The following is an 18,443-nucleotide window of genomic DNA, read 5'->3' as shown; positions in this document are numbered from 1 at the left end:
AACGATAGGGGTGTGTCGATATGGGACAAACGGCAAAATGGTTTTCAAGCACACAAACAGCGAGCTGGACGGAGAAAAGCACACAAACACGCACCTTTTCACCTGCTCTATCTAACTTGGCAATAACTGAAAGCGCATACCAAACAGTAGAGGGCTTTGGCGGCTGCTTCAATGAGCTGGGCTTTACTGCACTGAGCCACTTATCGGAGGAAGAACGCGCGGCAGTCATGCACGAGCTGTTCCACCCGGAAGGCGAGCAGCGCTTCAGCATTTGCCGCCTGCCTATCGGCGCCAGCGACTATGCGCTGGAGTGGTACAGCTTGAACGAAACGGACGGCGACGTGGCGATGGCGCATTTTTCCATTGAACGCGACCGCAAGTATTTGATTCCTTATATAAAAGAAGCATTGGCGCTTAATCCGGAGCTGAAGCTGTTCGCTTCGCCATGGAGCCCGCCGACGTGGATGAAGACGCCGAAGGCTTATAACTACGGAACGCTGCGCTGGGAGAAGGAAATTCTCGAAGCCTATGCGCTGTATTTCGTCAAATTCGTTCAGGCCTACCAAGAGGAAGGCATTACGATTCATCAGGTCCATGTGCAAAATGAAGTCGTAGCCGATCAGAAGTTTCCTTCCTGCGTATGGACGGGCGAGCAGCTTAAGGAGTTCATCCGCGATTATTTAGGACCTACTTTTGAACAGCATGGGCTGGATACGGAAATTTGGCTTGGAACGATCAATGCGCCCGATCCATGGCTGGAGCTGATGAAAGGGACAACGAACGATTATGACGCTTATGCGGGTCTTGTGCTGAGCGACCCCGAAGCTTATAAATATATTAAAGGCGTCGGCTATCAGTGGGCAGGCAAATATGCGATAGCCCGGACGTCGCAGAGCTATCCGGAGCTGCGTTATATGCAGACGGAGAATGAATGCGGGGATGGCAAAAACACGTGGGCGTATGCCAAATATGTGTTTCATCTGTACCAGCATTATTTCAGCAATGGCGTGAACAGCTACATTTATTGGAATATGGCGCTGGAGCCGAAAGGGCGCAGCACATGGGGCTGGGAGCAAAATGCCATGATTACAATAGAGCCGGATACGAAGCGGGCTATGAACAATCCGGAATATTACGTGATGAAGCATTTCAGCCATTTTGTGGCACCGGGCTCGAAGCGTATCGGGCTGGAAGGCCCGTGGAGCGGCCATTCCATTGCTTTCAAGCGCGAAGACGGCTCGCGGGTCGTAGTAATTACGAATCCGTATACCGATACAAGAGAGCTTAGGCTGTTCGATGGCGAAGCGGAGCATGTATTCGAGCTGGAGCCGGAATCTTTCCATACGATTGTGCTGTCTTAGTATATAATATAAATTCAATGAACAAACGCCTTTGCGCTTAAGCATGGCGTTTGTTTTGTCGTTATTGAAAGTAAAAAGCAGGGAGGGAAGAGCAATGAGGCTGTTGTCTAAAATATATCGGGCGATTTTGCACCCGTTCCGGCGCAGCATTCGCAATAAGCTGATTTTCATTATGGTGGTTGTATCGGTGCTGCCGATTATAGCGGTAACTGCGCTTGCCGTGGACAATAACCGCCAGTCGATGGAGACCGAGCTTATTGGGACGAATGTGTCCAATATGAAGTGGACGAGCATTTATCTCGGGGAGCAGTTTTCGCAAATGAACAGCGTGTTATATTCCGTCCTCATTAACCCGAACCTGAATGAATACATTGCCAGCGAGGAGGAATCGGGCCTGTCCAGCCAGTTTTCGGCACAGCGCAACATTGAGGATGCAATGGCCTCGCTTTTTTATTCGGGCAATCATTATATATCGGGCATTGAGCTTTATTTGAAAAGAAGCGGCAAGCTGTTCACGATGAATGCGTCTCAAAATCAAATTAAAACGCTAGACCGCGTACCTGTGCCTTATAATGAACTGTTTAATCAGCGCAAGGATTTTATGATTCAAAACAGTCCGGAAGGCGACCGTTTTCAACTGATACGGAGCATTAACCGGTTTGAAAACCGTGAAATTCTTGGCGGGATTACGTTGGAGGTGCGCTGGGCCATTCTCGACCAGACGCTGTCGCTGCTTAATCCGGCCAATGACCAAACCGTGATTATTGCAGGACCGGATGGAGAAATTTTGTACCAAATGGGCAGCGACGCCCTTTCGGCCGAGCAGGTTGCGAAAATTGTGAAGGGCGGTACAGAGCCTGGCTATGAGCGACAGGGGGATGAATATGTATTTTACAATACGATTGATCCGATGAAGCTAAAGCTCATTAAAATTATTCCACTGAGCGCGATTAACCAAAGCGCGCAAGCGACGATGCATTATGGGATATTGATTGGCACGATAACGGTTGCCGCCGCGATTTTAATTGCCGTGCTGCTTGCCTGGCGTACAGCAACGCCGATTGTGCTGCTTGCGCGCTCCATGCAAGGGCTGAACCTTATCAGACAGGGAGATAAGCCGCTAAGTGGACGCATGGATGAAATTGGCTTGCTGGAGACGAAGCTTTACAATATGTCTCATCGAATTAGGGAGCATATTAAGAGCGAATACAGCATGAATTTGGAAAAAAAGACAGCGGAGCTCAAGGCGCTGCAGGCGCAGATCAATCCGCATTTTTTGCAAAATACGCTGCAAATGATCGGCAGCATGCTCTTTTCCAAAAAGCCTGCTGAAAGCTATGAAACGATTCGCTCGCTAAGCGAAATGTTCCGTTATGTCATTCGCGAGCCAGATGACCTTGCTACGCTGAAGCAGGAGCTGGAGCATATGAACAATTACATGGTCATCCAGCAGCAGCGGTTTCAGTCGCGGCTGCAATACAGCCTAGAGGTGGATGAGCGGCTGCTGCAAAGCCGCATTCCGAAGCTGACGCTGCAGCCCATCGTGGAAAATGCATTTATGCACGGACTCGATTCGCAGGCTGGAGGCTGGGAGCTGAGCGTAAAGGTAGCTCAAGCCAGCATCGCAGAAGCGGAGGACGGAGTTGGGGCATTAGCATTAGCAGGAGTAACCATTACAATCAGTGACAATGGAGTAGGGATTGGCGCTGAGCGGCTGAGGGAAGTTCGCCAAAGGCTCAGCTATGCGGATGGGCAGGTTTGGACACACGGGGAGCGGATTGGGCTGGGCAATGTGGCCTCAAGGCTGCAAATGCATTTTGGCAAAGCGTATGGCTTGGCGATCGACAGTGAAGTCGGGGTTGGCACGCGCATAACCATTCATATTCCTGGTGAGAGGCAAGGGGGAGAACTGCATGATTAAAGTAATGCTGGTCGATGATGAAAGCTGGGGACGAGACATCGTTCGCACATTCGGCCGCTGGCCGGAATATGAGATGGAAATTGTCGCCGAGGCGGAGGATGGCGAAGAGGCGCTGCGGCTCGCTGAGAAGCATATGCCACAGCTCATCATTACCGATATGCGGATGCCGGGCATGGATGGTGTGAAGCTGCTGAATGAGCTGCATGAACGCCTGCCTCATATTCAAATTGTCGTCATTAGCGGCTATGATGACTTCAAATACATGCAGCATGCGATTCGCTGCCAGGCTGTAGATTATTTGCTGAAGCCGATTGATCCGAAAGAGCTGAACGCAGTGCTCTCAAAATGTGCAGCGGGGATCGCGGCGGCGGCGGAGAGCCGGCGCATGCTGACGCTGGATCTCGAATGGCTGCTGTCGCTGACATCGATGAAGCAGCGGCTGCGTGCCCGGTTCAATGAGCTGGACCGCGAAGGCATGCAGGAGCTGTTCGGGGAGCTGGAGAGAGAGATGGATAGCAGTGGTGCTGGCAAGCCGCAGCTGCTGGAGCGCATTATCCAAGAGCTGCTGCTCATGCTGAAGGAGCTGCTGCTGGCTAATTCATTGGAGGCAAATGCGATGGATGGCGCAAGAGACGGGGCGGAGCTCGCCTCAAGCGCGAATGCAGCCGCTTTTCTGACTGCCCGCTATGAGGAGGCGCTGGAGCAGCTGATTCAGCAGCGGAAATTCAAGAAACGGCTTAATTTGGACGAGGTTAGGCAGTATATGGAGGCGCGGTTTGCCGAGCCGATTTCCCTGGAGCAGGTAGCTCGCGCTTTTTTCGTTAGCAAGGAGTACTTGAGTAAAACGTTTAAGCAGGAATATGGCTGCAATATGACCGATTATATTTTGCAGCTTCGCATGGATAAGGCGCGGGAGTGGCTGCTTGATGAAAAATTGCCGATTAAAACAGTCGCGGAAATGGCAGGCTATGAAGATGTAACGTATTTTTATCGCGTGTTTAAAAAGCATTTCGGCATTGCCCCAGGAGAAATGCGTCGTGGCAGCGAGAATTAATGCGATTAAGTGGACAGGTTGGACAGATTGGACAATCTTTAACTTGGTTTAAAAATGTCCAAGTGAACAGTCTAATTCTGTCCAATTAAACGCTTTCATAAATCAGATACAATGAAAGCGTAAACAAACAAGCTTACGGGAGGTCATTACAGATGAAAAAGAAGCTTTGGAAATCAGCGCTAAGCGCAGCATTAATTACAACACTGCTGGCAGGCTGCGGCTCGAACAGCGGTACGGCAACCAATAATGGCACAGAGACAGGCGAAGGCGGCGCGAAAACGGTCAAGCTCAAAATGTTTATCGCTCAGCCAAGGCTCAAAGAAAGCTACGATAAATACATTGCTCAATTTGTAGCGAAGGAAAAAGCAGAGAAAAACATTGATGTTCAAGTTCAACTTGAAATGCCGACAGCAGACACGGCTCCGCAAATTTTGAAAACAAGACTGGCTTCCAATGATGCCCCGGACGTGTTCGCCGTTCATGCGATCAATGAAATTCCTTCGTTTTACAAAGCAGGCTATTTGGAGGATTTGTCCGGACAGCCATTTGTCGACAAGCTACTGGACAGCGTGAAGCCTTCCGTTACGACAACAGACGGTAAAATCGTTGCCGTACCTATGGAAACGCTGTCATGGGGATACGTTTATAACAAAAAGATTTTCAAAGACCTCGGCTTGACGCCGCCAACTACTTTGACAGAAATGAAAGCGGTTATCGCGAAGCTGAAGGAAAATAAAATAACGCCATTCCTGCTGTCCTACAAGGAATCATGGATTCCGCAGCTGTTCCTGCCGCTGGCAGTAGGAGCTATCTCAAATACGACAGATAAAGATTTTGTGGAAAGAATGAACAAGGACGAAGGCTCCTTCAACGAAATGAAAGCGATGTTCGAAGTGATCGATCTGGTCAACCAGAATGGTACGGATAAAGCGATGGAGGTAGGCGGCGACGATGGATCAGCAGCTTTCGCTACAGGCAAAGCGGCTATGTGGATCCAAGGACCATGGTTTGCAGAATCGATTCTAAAAGCAAATGCCGATATGGATTTTGGCGTAGCTCCGCTGCCGATTAATGATGATCCTAATGCAACGATGATCAACCTGAGTACATCTACTTCACTCGTTGTATCAAAAAACAGTGCGAACAAGGAAGTGGCACTGGACTTCGTCAACTACGTGCTGGATGACAAAGACTCTAATGCTTTTTACGAAGAGCTCAAATTTAATCCGGTTGCCCAAAATCATTCGTTCACCACTTATCCTTGGGTAGAAGATGCAATGACTTACGTTAAAGAAGGCAAATCGTATTTGGATCCTTCCATCCCGCAAGCGGTTAAGGATGAGTCAGGCAAAGCGCTGCAATCGTATTACGCTGGACAACTGTCGCAGGATGGTGTTATAGCGGCACTCGACAAGGCATGGAAATCGTTTAACAAAGTAAATAAATAAAGAAGGAATGGCGAGCAGGGCGGGATAGAGCGAGAGGCTTCCCACCCTGCAGAGCCTTCCCATCATCATCTTAGGAGAGGTGAGCAACCGTGCCAATGAAGGGTGTTTTAAAAAGATATGTATCGCTGCTGGCCTTCGTCGCGCCTGCATTTATTTTGTACGCCATTTTTCTGCTGATTCCGACTATTGGCGGTATGTATTACAGCTTTACAGACTGGAATGGACTGAACACCAACTATCAATTTATTGGTCTCGACAATTTTGTGGAGGCGCTGAAGGACGACCCGGATTTTGTCCACTCGCTGCTGTTCACATTAAAATATGTGCTGTATATGCTTGTGCTGCAAAATGTAATCGCACTGCTGCTTGCCGTTCTCATTGAATCGCGGAACAAAAGCAAAGGATTTTTCCGCACGATATTTTTCATGCCAAACATGATCAGTATTATTATTAGCGCTTTTATGTGGACATTCGTGTTTACACAAGTGCTGCCGCAGCTGGCGGAAAAAACAATGTTCACCTTCCTGGATCAATCCTGGGTTGGCGATCCGAAGTTTTCCTTCTATGCGATTTTGGTTATCTCGCTCTGGAATGGCGTCGGCTACATGATGATTATTTATTTGGCCGGCTTGCAAGGGGTGCCGCAAAGCTTGATGGAAGCGGCTATTATCGATGGTGCGAATCCGCTGCAGCGCTTTATGAAGGTTACGCTGCCGATGATTACACATGCCATTACGATTTGCTTCTTCTTGACGCTGAACGGCGCTTTTAAAGTGTTCGAGGTCGTATATGGATTTACGGGCGGAGGTCCGGGCCGGTCGACGCAGGTTATTACGATGAATATTTATGAAGAGGCCTTCTCGAACAACTTCCGCTACGGCTATGCCAGCGCGAAATCGGTCATTTTATTCATTATCGTCTTGATTTTCACACTCATTCAGATTGCAGTCATGAAAAGAAAAGAGGTGGAGGCATGAGAAACAGAAGCGCGAGCTCGTTATTTATTACGCTGTTTCTTTCGATCGGCGCCGCCATTTCCTTCTTCCCGATTTATATGGCCATTGCCAACTCGTTTAAAACGCAAGGAGAAATGTTTCAATCGTTCGTGGCTTTGCCGTCTGCGCCAACCTTTGACAACTACGTGCAGGCTTTTCACAAAATCAATATGCTTAACAGCACGATAAATTCGGTAATCGTATCGGTGCTGGGCATTGGCGGCATCGTGTTCTGCGCCGCTCTAGCGGGCTATAAGCTGTCTAGGACACCAGGCAAGGCGAGCGCGGCCATCTTTTTCCTATTCGTCGCTTCGATGCTCGTGCCCTTTCACTCGATTATGATTCCGCTTACTCGCATGGCGAACGGCTTGTCCGTACAGGGCAGTACTTATGGCTTGGCACTTATTTACATTGGACTAGGCGTCAATATGGCCGTATTTCTCTATCATGGTTTCGTAAAATCGATTCCGCGCGAGCTGGAGGAAGCGGCTCATATGGACGGCTGCGGCGAGTTCCAGACGTTTTTCCGGATTATTTTTCCGCTGCTGCTGCCGATTACGGTGACGATTGCCATTCTCGATTTCCTATGGATCTGGAATGACTTCCTGCTGCCGATGCTGATGCTGACGGATTCGGATCATTATACGCTTATTTTGTCCACGAACACATTGTTTGGCGAATACAACAAAGAGTGGACACTCATCCTCGCTTCGCTTGTACTGACGGCGATTCCGGTTATTATTATTTACGCCTTCTTCCAGCGCTTTATTATGGAGGGCATTACAGAAGGAGCAGTGAAGGGCTAATGGATAAATTATTATACGGCGTTGCTTATTACGATGAATATATGCCTTATGAGAGGCTGAGTGAAGATATCCGCATGATGAAGGAAGCGGGCATTAACGTAGTCCGTATTGCCGAATCTACTTGGAGCACGCATGAGCCGCAAAATGGCGTATTTGATTTCAGCTCGGTAGACCGCGTGCTGGAAGCGATGCATGAAGCAGGTATCCATGTTATCGTGGGAACGCCAACTTATGCGATACCGACCTGGATGGTCAAGGAGCACCCGGATGTGCTTGCTATAACAGCAGCCGGACCTGGCAAATATGGCGCACGCCAAATTATGGATATTACGCATCCGGTGTATTTGTTCCATGCTGAGCGGATCATTCGCAAGCTGATCGAGCGCGTCAGCAAGCATCCGGCGGTAATCGGCTATCAGACGGACAATGAGACAAAACACTACGGCACGGCTGGGCCGAATGTACAGCTGCGCTTCGTCAAATATATGCGCGATACTTACGAGACGCTGGACCAGGTCAATGAGCTATTCGGCCTCGATTATTGGAGCAACCGCATTAACAGCTGGGAGGACTTTCCGTCCGTTGTCGGAACCATCAATGGCAGCTTAGGCGCAGAATTTGCCAAATTCCAACGCGGGCTGGTTAATGAGTTTCTTGCATGGCAGGTAGGCCTTGTCAATGAATACAAGCAGCCAGGGCAGTTCGTGACGCAAAACTTCGATTTTGAATGGCGCGGTTATTCCTTTGGCGTTCAGCCGTCGGTCAACCATTTCGAAGCGGCGGTGCCATTCGATATTGCTGGTGTAGACATCTATCATCCGTCACAGGATGAGCTGACGGGCATTGAAATTTCATTTGGCGGCGACATGACACGTTCACTGAAGGGCAGCAACTATTTGGTGCTGGAAACCCAGGCGCAGGCATTCCCGCACTGGACGCCATATCCGGGGCAGCTGCGGCTGCAGGCGTTCAGCCATGTGGCATCTGGCGCTGATATGGTTGCTTATTGGCACTGGCACTCGATCCATAATTCGTTCGAGACGTATTGGAAAGGGCTGCTCAGCCACGATTTTCTGCCTAATCCGGTTTATAACGAAGCAGGGACGATCGGACGGGATTTTGCCCGCCTGAGCGATGAACTGGTGCATTTGCGCAAGCAAAACAACGTTGCCGTTATGGTGAGCAACGAAGCGCTGACAGCGATGGAGTGGTTCAAGCTGCCGGATGGCAAATTGTACAATGATGTTGTGCGCTGGTTGTATGACGAGCTGTACAAAATGAACATCGGCTGCGATTTTATTACGCCAGCTTGCGAGAAGCTGGATGATTACAAGGTCGTCATTGTTCCGGCTTTGTATGCCGTACCGGATCTGGCGCTTGAGCGGCTAAATGCTTTTGTCGAGCAGGGCGGGCATGCCGTATATTCGTTCAAAAGCGGCTTTGCCGACGAGCGGATAAAAGTACGGACCTCGCAGCAGCCGGGCATTATTGGAAAAGCGTGCGGCGTCGGCTACAGCCTGTTTATCGATCCGAAAAATGTCGGGCTGAAAGGTGCAGGGCTGGATGCAGCGCCAGGCACGGTTACGAGCTGGATGGAGCTGCTGACGCCGCTTACCGGCGAAGTTGAGGTGCTGGCGCATTATGACCATCCGCAGTGGGGCGAATATGCGGCCATTACCCGCAACCGCTACGGCAAAGGTACGGCGACATACATTGGCTGCCTGACGGATGGAGCTTCTGCCCATGAGGTGCTGAAGGGCACCGTTCAAGAGGCGGGACTATGGGGTGAAGATCAGCAGGTCAGCTTCCCGATCATCGTGAAGCATGGGGTTAATGGGCAGGGAGCGCAGCTGCGCTACTATTTCAACTACTCTGCTGAGCCGGTATCCTTCGTTTATCCGCATGCAGCGGGACATGAATTGCTGGAGGGCCGTCCGGTCGGCAGTGGCGAGCAGCTTACGCTTGCACCGTGGGGCGTGCAAATAATTAAAGCAGGATAACTCGAAATATAGAGAAGTAAACAAGGCGCGACGCCTTCGCATTTTGCGAAGGCGTCGCGCCTTTGTTGGTTAATATACTTTTTTGTGAAAAATGGTGTTTTGCCTGATGCCGACCTTCCACCCTTATTCATAAGATAGTGGAATAGGATAGCCATTATCCAAATATGAGAGAATGCGGAGGGAGCCATGAATAAGGTCGCCTTCATTACAGGTGTGACAGGACAAGACGGCATGTATTTAACCGAACTGCTGCTAGCTAAAGGTTACATTGTTCACGGTTTGAGACGGCGCAGCTCGCTGGCGAATACAGGGCGGATCGACCGTATTGTGGAGCAAGCGAATCGCGTAGAGCAGCGATTGCATTTGCATTATGGCGATTTGACGGATTCGACAAACTTGGTACGGCTGGTACAGGACATTCAGCCGGATGAAATTTATAATTTGGCGGCGATGAGCCATGTGCATGTCAGCTTTGATATGCCGGAATATACAGCAAATGCCGATGGCATCGGTACTTTGCGCCTGCTCGAAGCCATAAGGCTGCTTGGTCTGACCCATAAAACGAAAATTTATCAGGCGTCCACGTCAGAGCTGTACGGACTTGTGCAGGCGGTTCCACAAAGCGAGACGACACCATTTTACCCCCGCAGCCCTTACGCGGTCGCCAAGCTGTATGGCTATTGGATTACGGTCAATTACCGGGAAGCATACGGCATGTATGCCTGTAACGGCATCTTGTTCAACCATGAAAGCCCGGTGCGCGGAGAAACGTTCGTCACGCGAAAAATAACCCGCGCTGTTGCCCGCATCGCCTCTGGCCTCCAGCAGACGCTGGAGCTCGGCAACTTGTCGGCCCAGCGTGACTGGGGCCATGCGAGGGATTATGTAGAAGCGATGTGGCGCATTCTCCAGCAAAACGAGCCGGAGGATTATGTCATTGCCACGGGGCAGACAACAGAAGTGCGTGAGTTTGTGCGGCTCGCTTTTGCCGAGGCAGGCATCGAGGTTGCTTTTACGGGCGAAGGTGCGGATGAGCTGGGCCATGTGGTCAACTGCAAGCGTCCTGAATACCAGCTTCCAGTTGGCCAATTGGTCGTCCAGGTTAACCCGCGATATTATCGCCCGACCGAGGTGGAGCTATTGCTTGGCGACCCGGGAAAAGCGCAGGCGAAGCTCGGCTGGACGCCAGCCAGCAGCCTTGCTGATCTCGTCAAGGATATGGTCGCCGCCGACTTGGAGGAGACGCAGCGCGTAGCAAATTTGCGCAAGCTGGGTTATGATGTGAGTTTGGATATGGAATAAAAGCATAAAGAAAAAAGCAAAAAGCAAAAAGCAAGCGGATGGGCGGAAAGGTCGCCTGTCCGCTTGTTTTGTATGGGCTGAAGCGATTTTAAAAGCTGGAACCGTTAGAGTTGAGGAATGATTCAGTCAAAAACATAGAAATATTAGGATTTGGAGGAAAATGTTTTATTTTGTCGAATATCCATTTATATCAACAAGATAACACATGTTTCCAAGTGGCACTGGTAGTAGATCGACTACTGATGTATGGGGTTGAAATACAAATTGGTTAATAAAATGGCAACTTGAAAGTGTACAAAAAAGAAACCAAGCTGGGAAGAGGCATACATGTGATTGGATATGATCGCTTGCGGGTGGAGGGCCCCTGCAAGCTGAAACATATCACGGATGTGGCGATGAGCTGGAAACCGGGCGAGCATGGGACGCTGCGAATTAGCGGAATGGTCGAGGAAGAGCTGCGGACGAATGCCACGCTGGAAGCGGTGAGGCAGGATACAATCGCGTTGTACGACGAAGAAGAAGGCACGCGGAAGCCTCTGTTTAAGGGAGTCGTCACATCCGTGCAGACGGTGCATCGCAATGGGGTGTACACGGTCGAGATCGAGGCGGTATCGGGAAGTATCTATAGCGATCTGAAGAAGCGGAAGCGATCTTTTCAGGATACGAGCCAGACATATGGGGCCATTATGACCACCGTGCTTCGTGCATATTCAGGTGGGGATGTGCTGCTTCAACAGGGAGAGAAGGAAAAGCCATCCGAGCCTGTCCTTCAATATGAGGAAACGGATTGGGAGCTGATGAAACGTCTAGCGAGCCAGTTCCAGTCGGTTGTCGTCTGTGATATATTGGAAGAAACGCTGAAGCTGTTTATTGGGATGCCGGAGGGGAAAGAGCAAAAGCTGCCTGATGGAGCATCATACACGGTGAGCAAGGATTTGGCGGCATTTCAAAAAGCAGGCGGAGAAGCAGCAGGTCTGCATGATACAGACTTTTTCGGCTATGAAATACAATCCAAGACGTTCTATCGTTTGGGTGATCGCTTTAAAATTCGAGGCTATATTGAGCTGATCGTATCGTCGATGACGGCGCAATTGGAAAAAGGTCAGTTGATCTATCACTACCGGCTGTCGCGGGAAGCAGGTATACGAGAGCTACCCATGATGAACCGCAGGCTGTCGGGTCTGACACTGCAAGGAGAAATTCTGGCGGTGAAAGGGGAACAGGTGCAGGTGCATCTGGCGATCGACGACAAGCAGGACAAGGGAACGGCGCACTGGTATCGTTATGCTCCGGAGACGGGCAGCGTGATGTACAGTATGCCGCAGGTAGGAACAAAAGCGAATTTATATCTAGCCGATGCAGGTGGTCAAGAAGCGATCGTCACGGGTGGTGTAAGGACGAACGGAGCAAGTGCGGAAAAGACGGCAGATCCGAACAACCGATATTTTGGTACGGAGCATGGCAGTGAAATGAAGCTGTCCCCTACGGGGGTCGAGTTTACAGGCGGAAGCAAGGAGCCGCTGTTTTTGAAGCTTGACGATGCAGTGGGCATTATCTTGAGTAGTCCGCGCAAACTGACGCTGACAGCGAAGGAAGAGATTTCGCTGTTTACGCCGAAGCGTGTAGTGATTGGTGCGCAAGCGCTGCTAGTTGCGAAGAAGACGAGCGCGCCAAGCGGAATCACGCTGGAAGGCGAGTACAATCTCATGGGGGCGCAGATCCGAACGGAAGGAAAGGATCGGACGAGCTATGCGCCTTATGACGATGCGCCAGTAGAAGGCGAGCCACCTCCCCCACCGCCACCGCCGGAAAAGCCGCCATTCAGTTGGGGCAAACTAGCGAGGAATGTACTGGCGGGATTGGCTGTTGTTGCGGTAGTTGCTGTAGCGGCAGCGTTTACGGTAGCGACGCTGGGAGCGGGAGCAGTCGTTGTAGGTGCGGTGTTGGCTGGAGCGGCGATTGCAGGAACCGCCGCAGTCGTGAGCCAAGCCGTGTCCGATATTGCCCGTGGTGAGGTCAGCGATATGGGCACGTATGTTTCAACGGCCTTCCGAGAGACGGTCATTGGGGCGATATCTGGGGCGGTGTTTGGCCCGTTTGGAGCGATGGCGAATCTAGGTGGACGTATGGCATTTGGTGCGGTGCAGAATGGGTTTGAAAGCGTCATTCGTCAGACAATGGAAGGCAAGGGCTTTAGTTTTGGTGCACTGGCGCTGGATATGGGAATCGGCGGATTAACCGGTGGTATAATGGATTCACGTCTCACGAAGGCAATCGGTAACAAGATCGCTGGTGCGAAAATCGTGAAGACCTTAGGCAACGCATTTGGTGATTCGCTGAATAAAATGACGGGCTGGATTGGAAAGGCCGCAGATGTGGTTAAAGCGAAATTGATACGTGATGCATTGGATATCAAGGATGCAGCAGCTACGGGCTGGAAGAAGCTTCAGAATGCCATGACGATTAAGAAGGTGGGGGATGATCTTGTTCCCGCAGGTCCTGGAGGAAATGTTAAACTTCATGATAGTCCTGATTCGATACCTTCAAGTCCGTCACAGCATCATAAGGATTTCTTTAGCGAATCTGAAGCGGGTAAGAAGGAATTAGCGGATCGTTTGAAGAATGAGGCTGAGGGGATGGGTAATACTCTCCCGAGTAGAGTGCCTGATCCAAACGCTGTTCCAAGAGGGAATCCGGCAAAGATAAGACCTCAAGACGATCAAGCAACTAAACGAGGGCGAACTAGAGAGAATGAAGCTGCTAAAATATTAGCGAAAAATGGTTATGACATTGAACAAAGTCCTAATATACCTAATACGGTTAAAAATCCTGATTTTCTTATCGAAAATAAAGTTTTTGATTGTTTTGCACCCGATAAAAATAAATCTCCTCGAAATATAGCATCTAAACTTAAAGAAAAGGTAGAAGATAACCAAGCCAGTAGGATTGTTTTGAATCTTGCAGATTGGGAAGGAGATATAAGTGCTTTGAAAAAGCAATTCGTGGATTACCCTGTAGAGGGATTAGAAGAAATAATCGTGATCTCAAAGGATGGTAAAGTGTTGAATTTTTACCCGTAAAATAAAATTAAAATGAATTTAGGAGGAACTATGGCTACGGAATACTCTCTAAAAATGGAAGATGACACACTAACACAAGAAATTCTTATCGATGAACTAGAATTATTGGGGTATTGTTGTGAAGATATAGTTAATCTAAAGAATGGTATTCAAATCGCCAATCTATTCAATGAATTAGGTTTTTATGTATTTTTAATGGCAACATCTGATTTATTGTATGGGTGGGAATCAGAGTTTTTAGAGAATGATTTTAAAAATTTAAAAAGATTGGATTTCAGATTAAACAATGAGTATGATACAGAACTAGCTGTTGTGAATATGTTTGCAATAATATTTAATATATTGAGTCATATTAACACGAATGTACTGTTGTTGTTAAATGATACAGATATATTATATAGAAATAATGGAGAATATTATATTAATAATGAATTTGGTTACTGGGATAATGAGAACTATCATAGGTTCATTGAAAAACTAAATTATAAAAATCTAAAACCAATCAAATGAGAATTCACTGAGTCTTTGTGGTTCTATTGAGTCTGTAAAATAGTTTATGTAAACTCATTTACAGCATCCATTCATAGACCCCAAATTTATTTGCTTAATAAAACCTAAAAACATTTTTTTATCCATAAATAAGATCAGTTGAGCGGCCTTAGTCCTGAATTTCATCGGACTGAGGCCGTTTAGTTTCGCCCGTAATCGTTCGTATTTGTAAAAGTTGATGTAAGTCATCAATGTCCTTTTTGCGGTCTACAAAGGAATGGTACTGGCTGGAGCAGCCATTGCGGGTACCACTGCTGTTGTGAGCCAAGCAGTGTCCGATATTGCCCGCGGTGAGGTCAGCGATATGGGCACGTATGTTTCAACGGCCTTCCGAGAGACGGTCATTGGGGCGATATCTGGGGCGGTGTTTGGCCCGTTCGGACCGATGGCGAATCTAGGTGGACGTATGGCGTTTGGTGCAGTGTAGAGTGGGTTCGAGAGTGTCATTCGTCAGACGATGGAAGGCAAAGGCCATAGTTTTGGCACAATGGCGCTGGATATGGGAATTGGCGGTTTAACCGGTGGTATAATGGATTCACGTCTCAATAAAGCAATTGGTAGCAAGATTGCAAATGCGAAAATGGTTAAATCCTTGGGCAACGCATTTGGCAATTCGCTGAACAAAATGACGGGCTGGATTGGGAATGCCGCAGATGTGGTTAAAGCGAAATTGATACGTGATGTATTGGATATCAAGGATGCAGCAGCTACTGGTTGGAAGAAGCTTCAGAATGCTACTATGACGATTAAGAAGATGGGTGACAATCTTGTACCCGCGGTTAACATGGTACGAAGTAAATGATGGGTAAACGATACAACTTGTGCCATCAGAAATTAATAGCAAGTTCGGACATCTAGGAGGCGTAGGAGAGATAAACGCAGGAGCATTTAAGCCGGGTGGATTTACAAATAATTAGAAAGGAGCTTTCTCAAAGTGAAAATAAATGATGTGGTTTTCGGTGAACTTGAATATGATTATGTGTGGAGCAGGAATACTACCATTGAATTTTGTGGAACAGAAGCCAATATTGCTTTGATGGTAGACGGAGACGACAATGGTGAATTTAGTGAGAAACAGTATGCTTCGTATAATTCTTTAATAGAAAACTGGGGGCATCTTCAACAAAGTATTTTGCAACCGATATTAGATTATTATAAACAAAAACGGTTTGAGCTTGGATATGATGTTTCATACAATGAGATTTATCCATTAATTGAAGACATCGACGAACTTTTTAAAAATATTAGGCTAGTAGGGATTTATGTACCTTATGCAAGACGATTTGAAGCTAGATATATTGGACTAACGTTTGACTGTAAATGGGACATGGAAAATGGGGTTGGCATTCGTCTAATCGATGAAGAAGTCGCTAGGGTAGGATACCAAGATGTTGCCCTCTAGAGTTTTAGCAAGTTTTCTATCTATTGTAACTGCATGAATTTTACTTATTTAAATATTTTTTGCAAACCAAATCCGGATGAATTATAATTTTCATGCTTTATTGATTTAATCAAAAACAACTAAAATTGAAAGGCATATTCCACTTAAATGAGAAGATGGAGTATGCTTTTTTTGTAACGGAAATGACCCTGAAAAGTGAGGTGAAATAAAACCACTCCATACGAGTTGGGGCAACTGCACTAACAGGATCGTATCAAGGAGATGAATAACCATGAATATGGAGAAATTTAAACATAATTCAACGCGACGTATAGCAGTTTCAAGAAAGAACTACTTTTGAATCATAATTTTCTCAATCTTAAAGAGGTGAAACTCTAGACCTAAATGGTGGGAAAAACCAGTGACGAATAAAGAAAACTTACTAAGGTACGAGCGAACCCAAGTAAACAAGCCGCTGTAGTATAAAAGGGTAGCCCCATACCCATCAGCCCGAATAAGCTTCCGTCCCCACCAATAGCGTGGAGCCGGAAGTTTATTGTCTTGGAGCAGCATAGATGAAGACTGGAAAGGGGGCCCAGCAATCAGCCGCTTTATAACAGGCTTTCCCGCAGGCAATCGCAAATGTAGGCGATGTCCTGTTCATTCAAGCCGCCGTAGGTCGGCACATTCAGTCCTTGCGCAGCAATGCGGTTTGCGACGGGGAATTCCTCGTTGCGCTGCATGCCTTGATACGGCGGAAGCACATGCATCGGATAAAAGAACGGCCGCGTTTCAATGCCGCGTTCTTTCAGGCGTTCCATGAAAGCGCCGCGCTGCTCTTCGTTATAGCCGTTCAGCAGGATGCTGAACATCCAATAAACGTTTTTCGCCCATGGCTGCTCGGTAGGCAGCGTGAAGGCGCTGTTTCCTTCGAGCTGCTTGCGGTAAAGCGAGGCGACGCGTATGCGCTCGCCGACATGCCAGTCGATGTTTTCCATTTGCGCGCAGCCGACCGCCGCTTGCAAGTTCGTCAGGCGGTAGTTGTAGCCGATGACAGGAAACCAATATTTGCGGGCGGGATCGATGCCCTGTCCGCGCAAAAGCTGCATTTTGCGGGCAAGCTGCTCGTCATTGGTCGTAATCATGCCGCCTTCGCCGGTTGTAATGATTTTGTTGCCGAACAGGCTGAACGTTCCCGTATGGCCAAGCGAGCCGGTCCGCTTGCCCTTGTATTCTGCACCGGGCGCTTCCGCAGCGTCCTCCAGCACAAACAACCCATGCCTCTCCGCAATTGCCGAAATAGCATCCATATTGGCAGGATGCCCGTACAGATGGACGGGAATGATGCCCTTCGTCCTCGGAGTAATAAGTCCCTCCAGCAGCTCCGGGTCCATGTTCCACGTATCCGACTCGCTGTCAATGAAGACCGGAGTGGCTCCGCAATACGTGACGGCATTGGCTGTAGCGATAAACGTCAGCGTTGGGACGATGACCTCATCTCCCGGGCCTACCCCGTGAGCCAGCAGCGCCAAATGCAGAGCGGTTGTGCCATTGCTGCAGGAGACAGCAAATTTCGTCCCGCAATAGTTGGCGAAAGCTTCCTCGAACGTATGAATATATTTGCCTGTTGAGGAAATCCAGGTGGAATCCAGGCAATCCATCACGTATTTTTTCTCATTTCCATTAAAAATCGGAACGGCAACCGGATAAAATTTGTCGCCCAACATTATGCCTCCTCCGTGTTACGTTCGCTCTTGGTTCAAAAGACGCTTCACTGTGGCGGGAACGCCAACGGCAAGCGTTTGGTCCGGAATATTCCGAATGACGGCGGCACCGGCCCCAATCATACAGCCTGCGCCAATGCGAATGCCATCGATGACAACGGTGCCTGTTCCAAGAAAAGAGCCGTCGCCGACGGTTACGCCGCCGGACAGCGTGGTGCCAGGTGCCAGGTGGCAAGCCTCGCCAATGATGCAATCATGGTCAACTGTTGCAGCCGTGTTAATAATAGTGAGGGAGCCAATTCGGGCATCCGGCTGAATGATGCCTCCCGGCATAACCGCAATGCCATAGCCAAGCGTGGCGCTGGGAGCGATGTAAGCTAAAGGGCTTATGGCATTAATCAGCTCAAAGCCGAGGCTTTGCACATGGCGGGCGAGCCGCAGCCGCGTCGCATTATTGCCAATCGCGATAAAAGCATGGCGTACGCCCTGCTCCAGCAGCAGAGGGAGCAGGGCATCATCGCCAAGCACAGGGACATTCAAGATCTGCCCGTCTTGCTCGCGACCGATGCAGCCAATAACCTCATATGTCTGGCTGGTCCGAAAAATATCAACGACGACTTTGGCATGTCCGCCGGCTCCAACAACAATGGTACGATAAGGATTCGCTGAAACAGCATTCATGCCGTATAGGCTCCTTCAACTATAAAATGAGGGGGTGATGCAGCTACTCCCATCATATTCAAAGGCCGGAAAATTGCTTCACATGCAGCCGGGCAGTCGTCCATTTTTTCAAATATAGTTGAAATCCCTAGCAGGCGGGGG

16 protein-coding genes and 1 pseudogene are annotated in these 18,443 nt (G+C 48.8%); 14 read left to right on the top strand and 3 right to left on the bottom strand.

What is annotated here, in order from left to right:
* The first annotated feature begins 20 nt into the window (after nucleotides 1-20).
* The 10 genes from ASF12_RS20015 (at nucleotide 21) to ASF12_RS19970 (ending at nucleotide 14,477) form a co-directional block, all read left to right on the top strand.
* Nucleotides 21-1,361 (top strand): glycoside hydrolase family 30 protein, encoded by a 1,341-nt coding sequence (locus ASF12_RS20015; RefSeq protein WP_056038450.1) that lies wholly within the window; start codon nucleotides 21-23, stop codon nucleotides 1,359-1,361.
* A 94-nt stretch (nucleotides 1,362-1,455) separates the two neighbouring features.
* Nucleotides 1,456-3,282, top strand: a complete 1,827-nt coding sequence (locus ASF12_RS20010; RefSeq protein ID WP_056038447.1) for a sensor histidine kinase — start codon at nucleotides 1,456-1,458, stop codon at nucleotides 3,280-3,282.
* Nucleotides 3,275-4,336, top strand: a complete 1,062-nt coding sequence (locus tag ASF12_RS20005) for a response regulator transcription factor (protein ID WP_056038444.1) — start codon at nucleotides 3,275-3,277, stop codon at nucleotides 4,334-4,336. The genes ASF12_RS20010 and ASF12_RS20005 overlap by 8 nt, the downstream gene beginning before the upstream one ends.
* 152 nt (nucleotides 4,337-4,488) lie before the next feature.
* Nucleotides 4,489-5,784 carry an ABC transporter substrate-binding protein gene (locus ASF12_RS20000; protein ID WP_056038441.1) on the top strand — a complete coding sequence of 432 codons (1,296 nt, stop codon included), beginning with the start codon at nucleotides 4,489-4,491 and terminating at the stop codon, nucleotides 5,782-5,784.
* A 95-nt stretch (nucleotides 5,785-5,879) separates the two neighbouring features.
* Nucleotides 5,880-6,761 (top strand): carbohydrate ABC transporter permease, encoded by an 882-nt coding sequence (locus tag ASF12_RS19995; protein ID WP_442952542.1) that lies wholly within the window; start codon nucleotides 5,880-5,882, stop codon nucleotides 6,759-6,761.
* Nucleotides 6,758-7,585: a carbohydrate ABC transporter permease gene (locus ASF12_RS19990; RefSeq protein ID WP_056038436.1), complete on the top strand. Its 828-nt coding sequence runs from the start codon at nucleotides 6,758-6,760 to the stop codon at nucleotides 7,583-7,585. Before ASF12_RS19995 ends, ASF12_RS19990 begins: the two co-directional genes overlap by 4 nt.
* Nucleotides 7,585-9,585 carry a beta-galactosidase gene (locus ASF12_RS19985; protein WP_056038432.1) on the top strand — a complete coding sequence of 667 codons (2,001 nt, stop codon included), beginning with the start codon at nucleotides 7,585-7,587 and terminating at the stop codon, nucleotides 9,583-9,585. Before ASF12_RS19990 ends, ASF12_RS19985 begins: the two co-directional genes overlap by 1 nt.
* A 186-nt stretch (nucleotides 9,586-9,771) precedes the next feature.
* Entirely contained in the window at nucleotides 9,772-10,887 is a 1,116-nt protein-coding gene (gene gmd, locus ASF12_RS19980; RefSeq protein WP_056038429.1) for a GDP-mannose 4,6-dehydratase, read from the top strand.
* A 329-nt stretch (nucleotides 10,888-11,216) separates the two neighbouring features.
* Nucleotides 11,217-13,967: a contractile injection system protein, VgrG/Pvc8 family gene (locus ASF12_RS19975; RefSeq protein ID WP_056038426.1), complete on the top strand. Its 2,751-nt coding sequence runs from the start codon at nucleotides 11,217-11,219 to the stop codon at nucleotides 13,965-13,967.
* 30 nt (nucleotides 13,968-13,997) lie between these two features.
* On the top strand, nucleotides 13,998-14,477 hold the full coding sequence (locus tag ASF12_RS19970) for a SitI3 family protein (protein ID WP_056038422.1): 480 nt from the start codon (nucleotides 13,998-14,000) through the stop codon (nucleotides 14,475-14,477).
* Nucleotides 14,478-14,531: 54 nt separating this feature from the next.
* Here the strand turns inward: ASF12_RS19970 and ASF12_RS36605 are convergent, their stop codons facing one another.
* Nucleotides 14,532-14,705, bottom strand: coding sequence for an IS3 family transposase (locus ASF12_RS36605; protein WP_442952541.1), 174 nt, complete (start codon nucleotides 14,703-14,705; stop codon nucleotides 14,532-14,534).
* Between the two features lie 28 nt (nucleotides 14,706-14,733).
* Between ASF12_RS36605 and ASF12_RS19965 the strand changes: the two genes are divergently transcribed.
* The 4 genes and pseudogenes from ASF12_RS19965 to ASF12_RS19955 all read left to right on the top strand — a co-directional run bounded on the left by ASF12_RS19965 (nucleotide 14,734) and on the right by ASF12_RS19955 (nucleotide 15,918).
* Nucleotides 14,734-14,943 carry a hypothetical protein gene (locus ASF12_RS19965; RefSeq protein WP_056038419.1) on the top strand — a complete coding sequence of 70 codons (210 nt, stop codon included), beginning with the start codon at nucleotides 14,734-14,736 and terminating at the stop codon, nucleotides 14,941-14,943.
* Nucleotides 14,944-14,973: 30 nt separating this feature from the next.
* Nucleotides 14,974-15,318 (top strand): hypothetical protein, encoded by a 345-nt coding sequence (locus tag ASF12_RS19960; protein ID WP_056038416.1) that lies wholly within the window; start codon nucleotides 14,974-14,976, stop codon nucleotides 15,316-15,318.
* Nucleotides 15,293-15,433, top strand: a pseudogene (locus ASF12_RS35780) (HNH endonuclease); the annotation flags it as partial. The gene ASF12_RS19960 and the pseudogene ASF12_RS35780, both read left to right, overlap by 26 nt.
* 17 nt (nucleotides 15,434-15,450) lie before the next feature.
* Nucleotides 15,451-15,918, top strand: a complete 468-nt coding sequence (locus tag ASF12_RS19955) for a DUF6985 domain-containing protein (protein ID WP_056038412.1) — start codon at nucleotides 15,451-15,453, stop codon at nucleotides 15,916-15,918.
* 590 nt (nucleotides 15,919-16,508) lie between these two features.
* Here ASF12_RS19955 and ASF12_RS19950 read toward each other — a convergent pair.
* Together ASF12_RS19950 and ASF12_RS19945 are read right to left on the bottom strand one after the other, a co-directional pair.
* Nucleotides 16,509-17,624: a DegT/DnrJ/EryC1/StrS family aminotransferase gene (locus tag ASF12_RS19950; protein ID WP_056038409.1), complete on the bottom strand. Its 1,116-nt coding sequence runs from the start codon at nucleotides 17,622-17,624 to the stop codon at nucleotides 16,509-16,511.
* A gap of 15 nt (nucleotides 17,625-17,639) precedes the next feature.
* Nucleotides 17,640-18,302, bottom strand: coding sequence for an acetyltransferase (locus ASF12_RS19945; RefSeq protein ID WP_081418929.1), 663 nt, complete (start codon nucleotides 18,300-18,302; stop codon nucleotides 17,640-17,642).
* Nucleotides 18,303-18,443: the final 141 nt, after the last annotated feature.

It is taken from the genome of Paenibacillus sp. Leaf72 (genome assembly GCF_001422685.1).
GTDB lineage: Bacteria > Bacillota > Bacilli > Paenibacillales > Paenibacillaceae > Pristimantibacillus.
The sequence above is the reverse complement of the archived record's forward strand: the minus strand, read 5'-3'. Positions and strand labels throughout refer to the sequence as shown.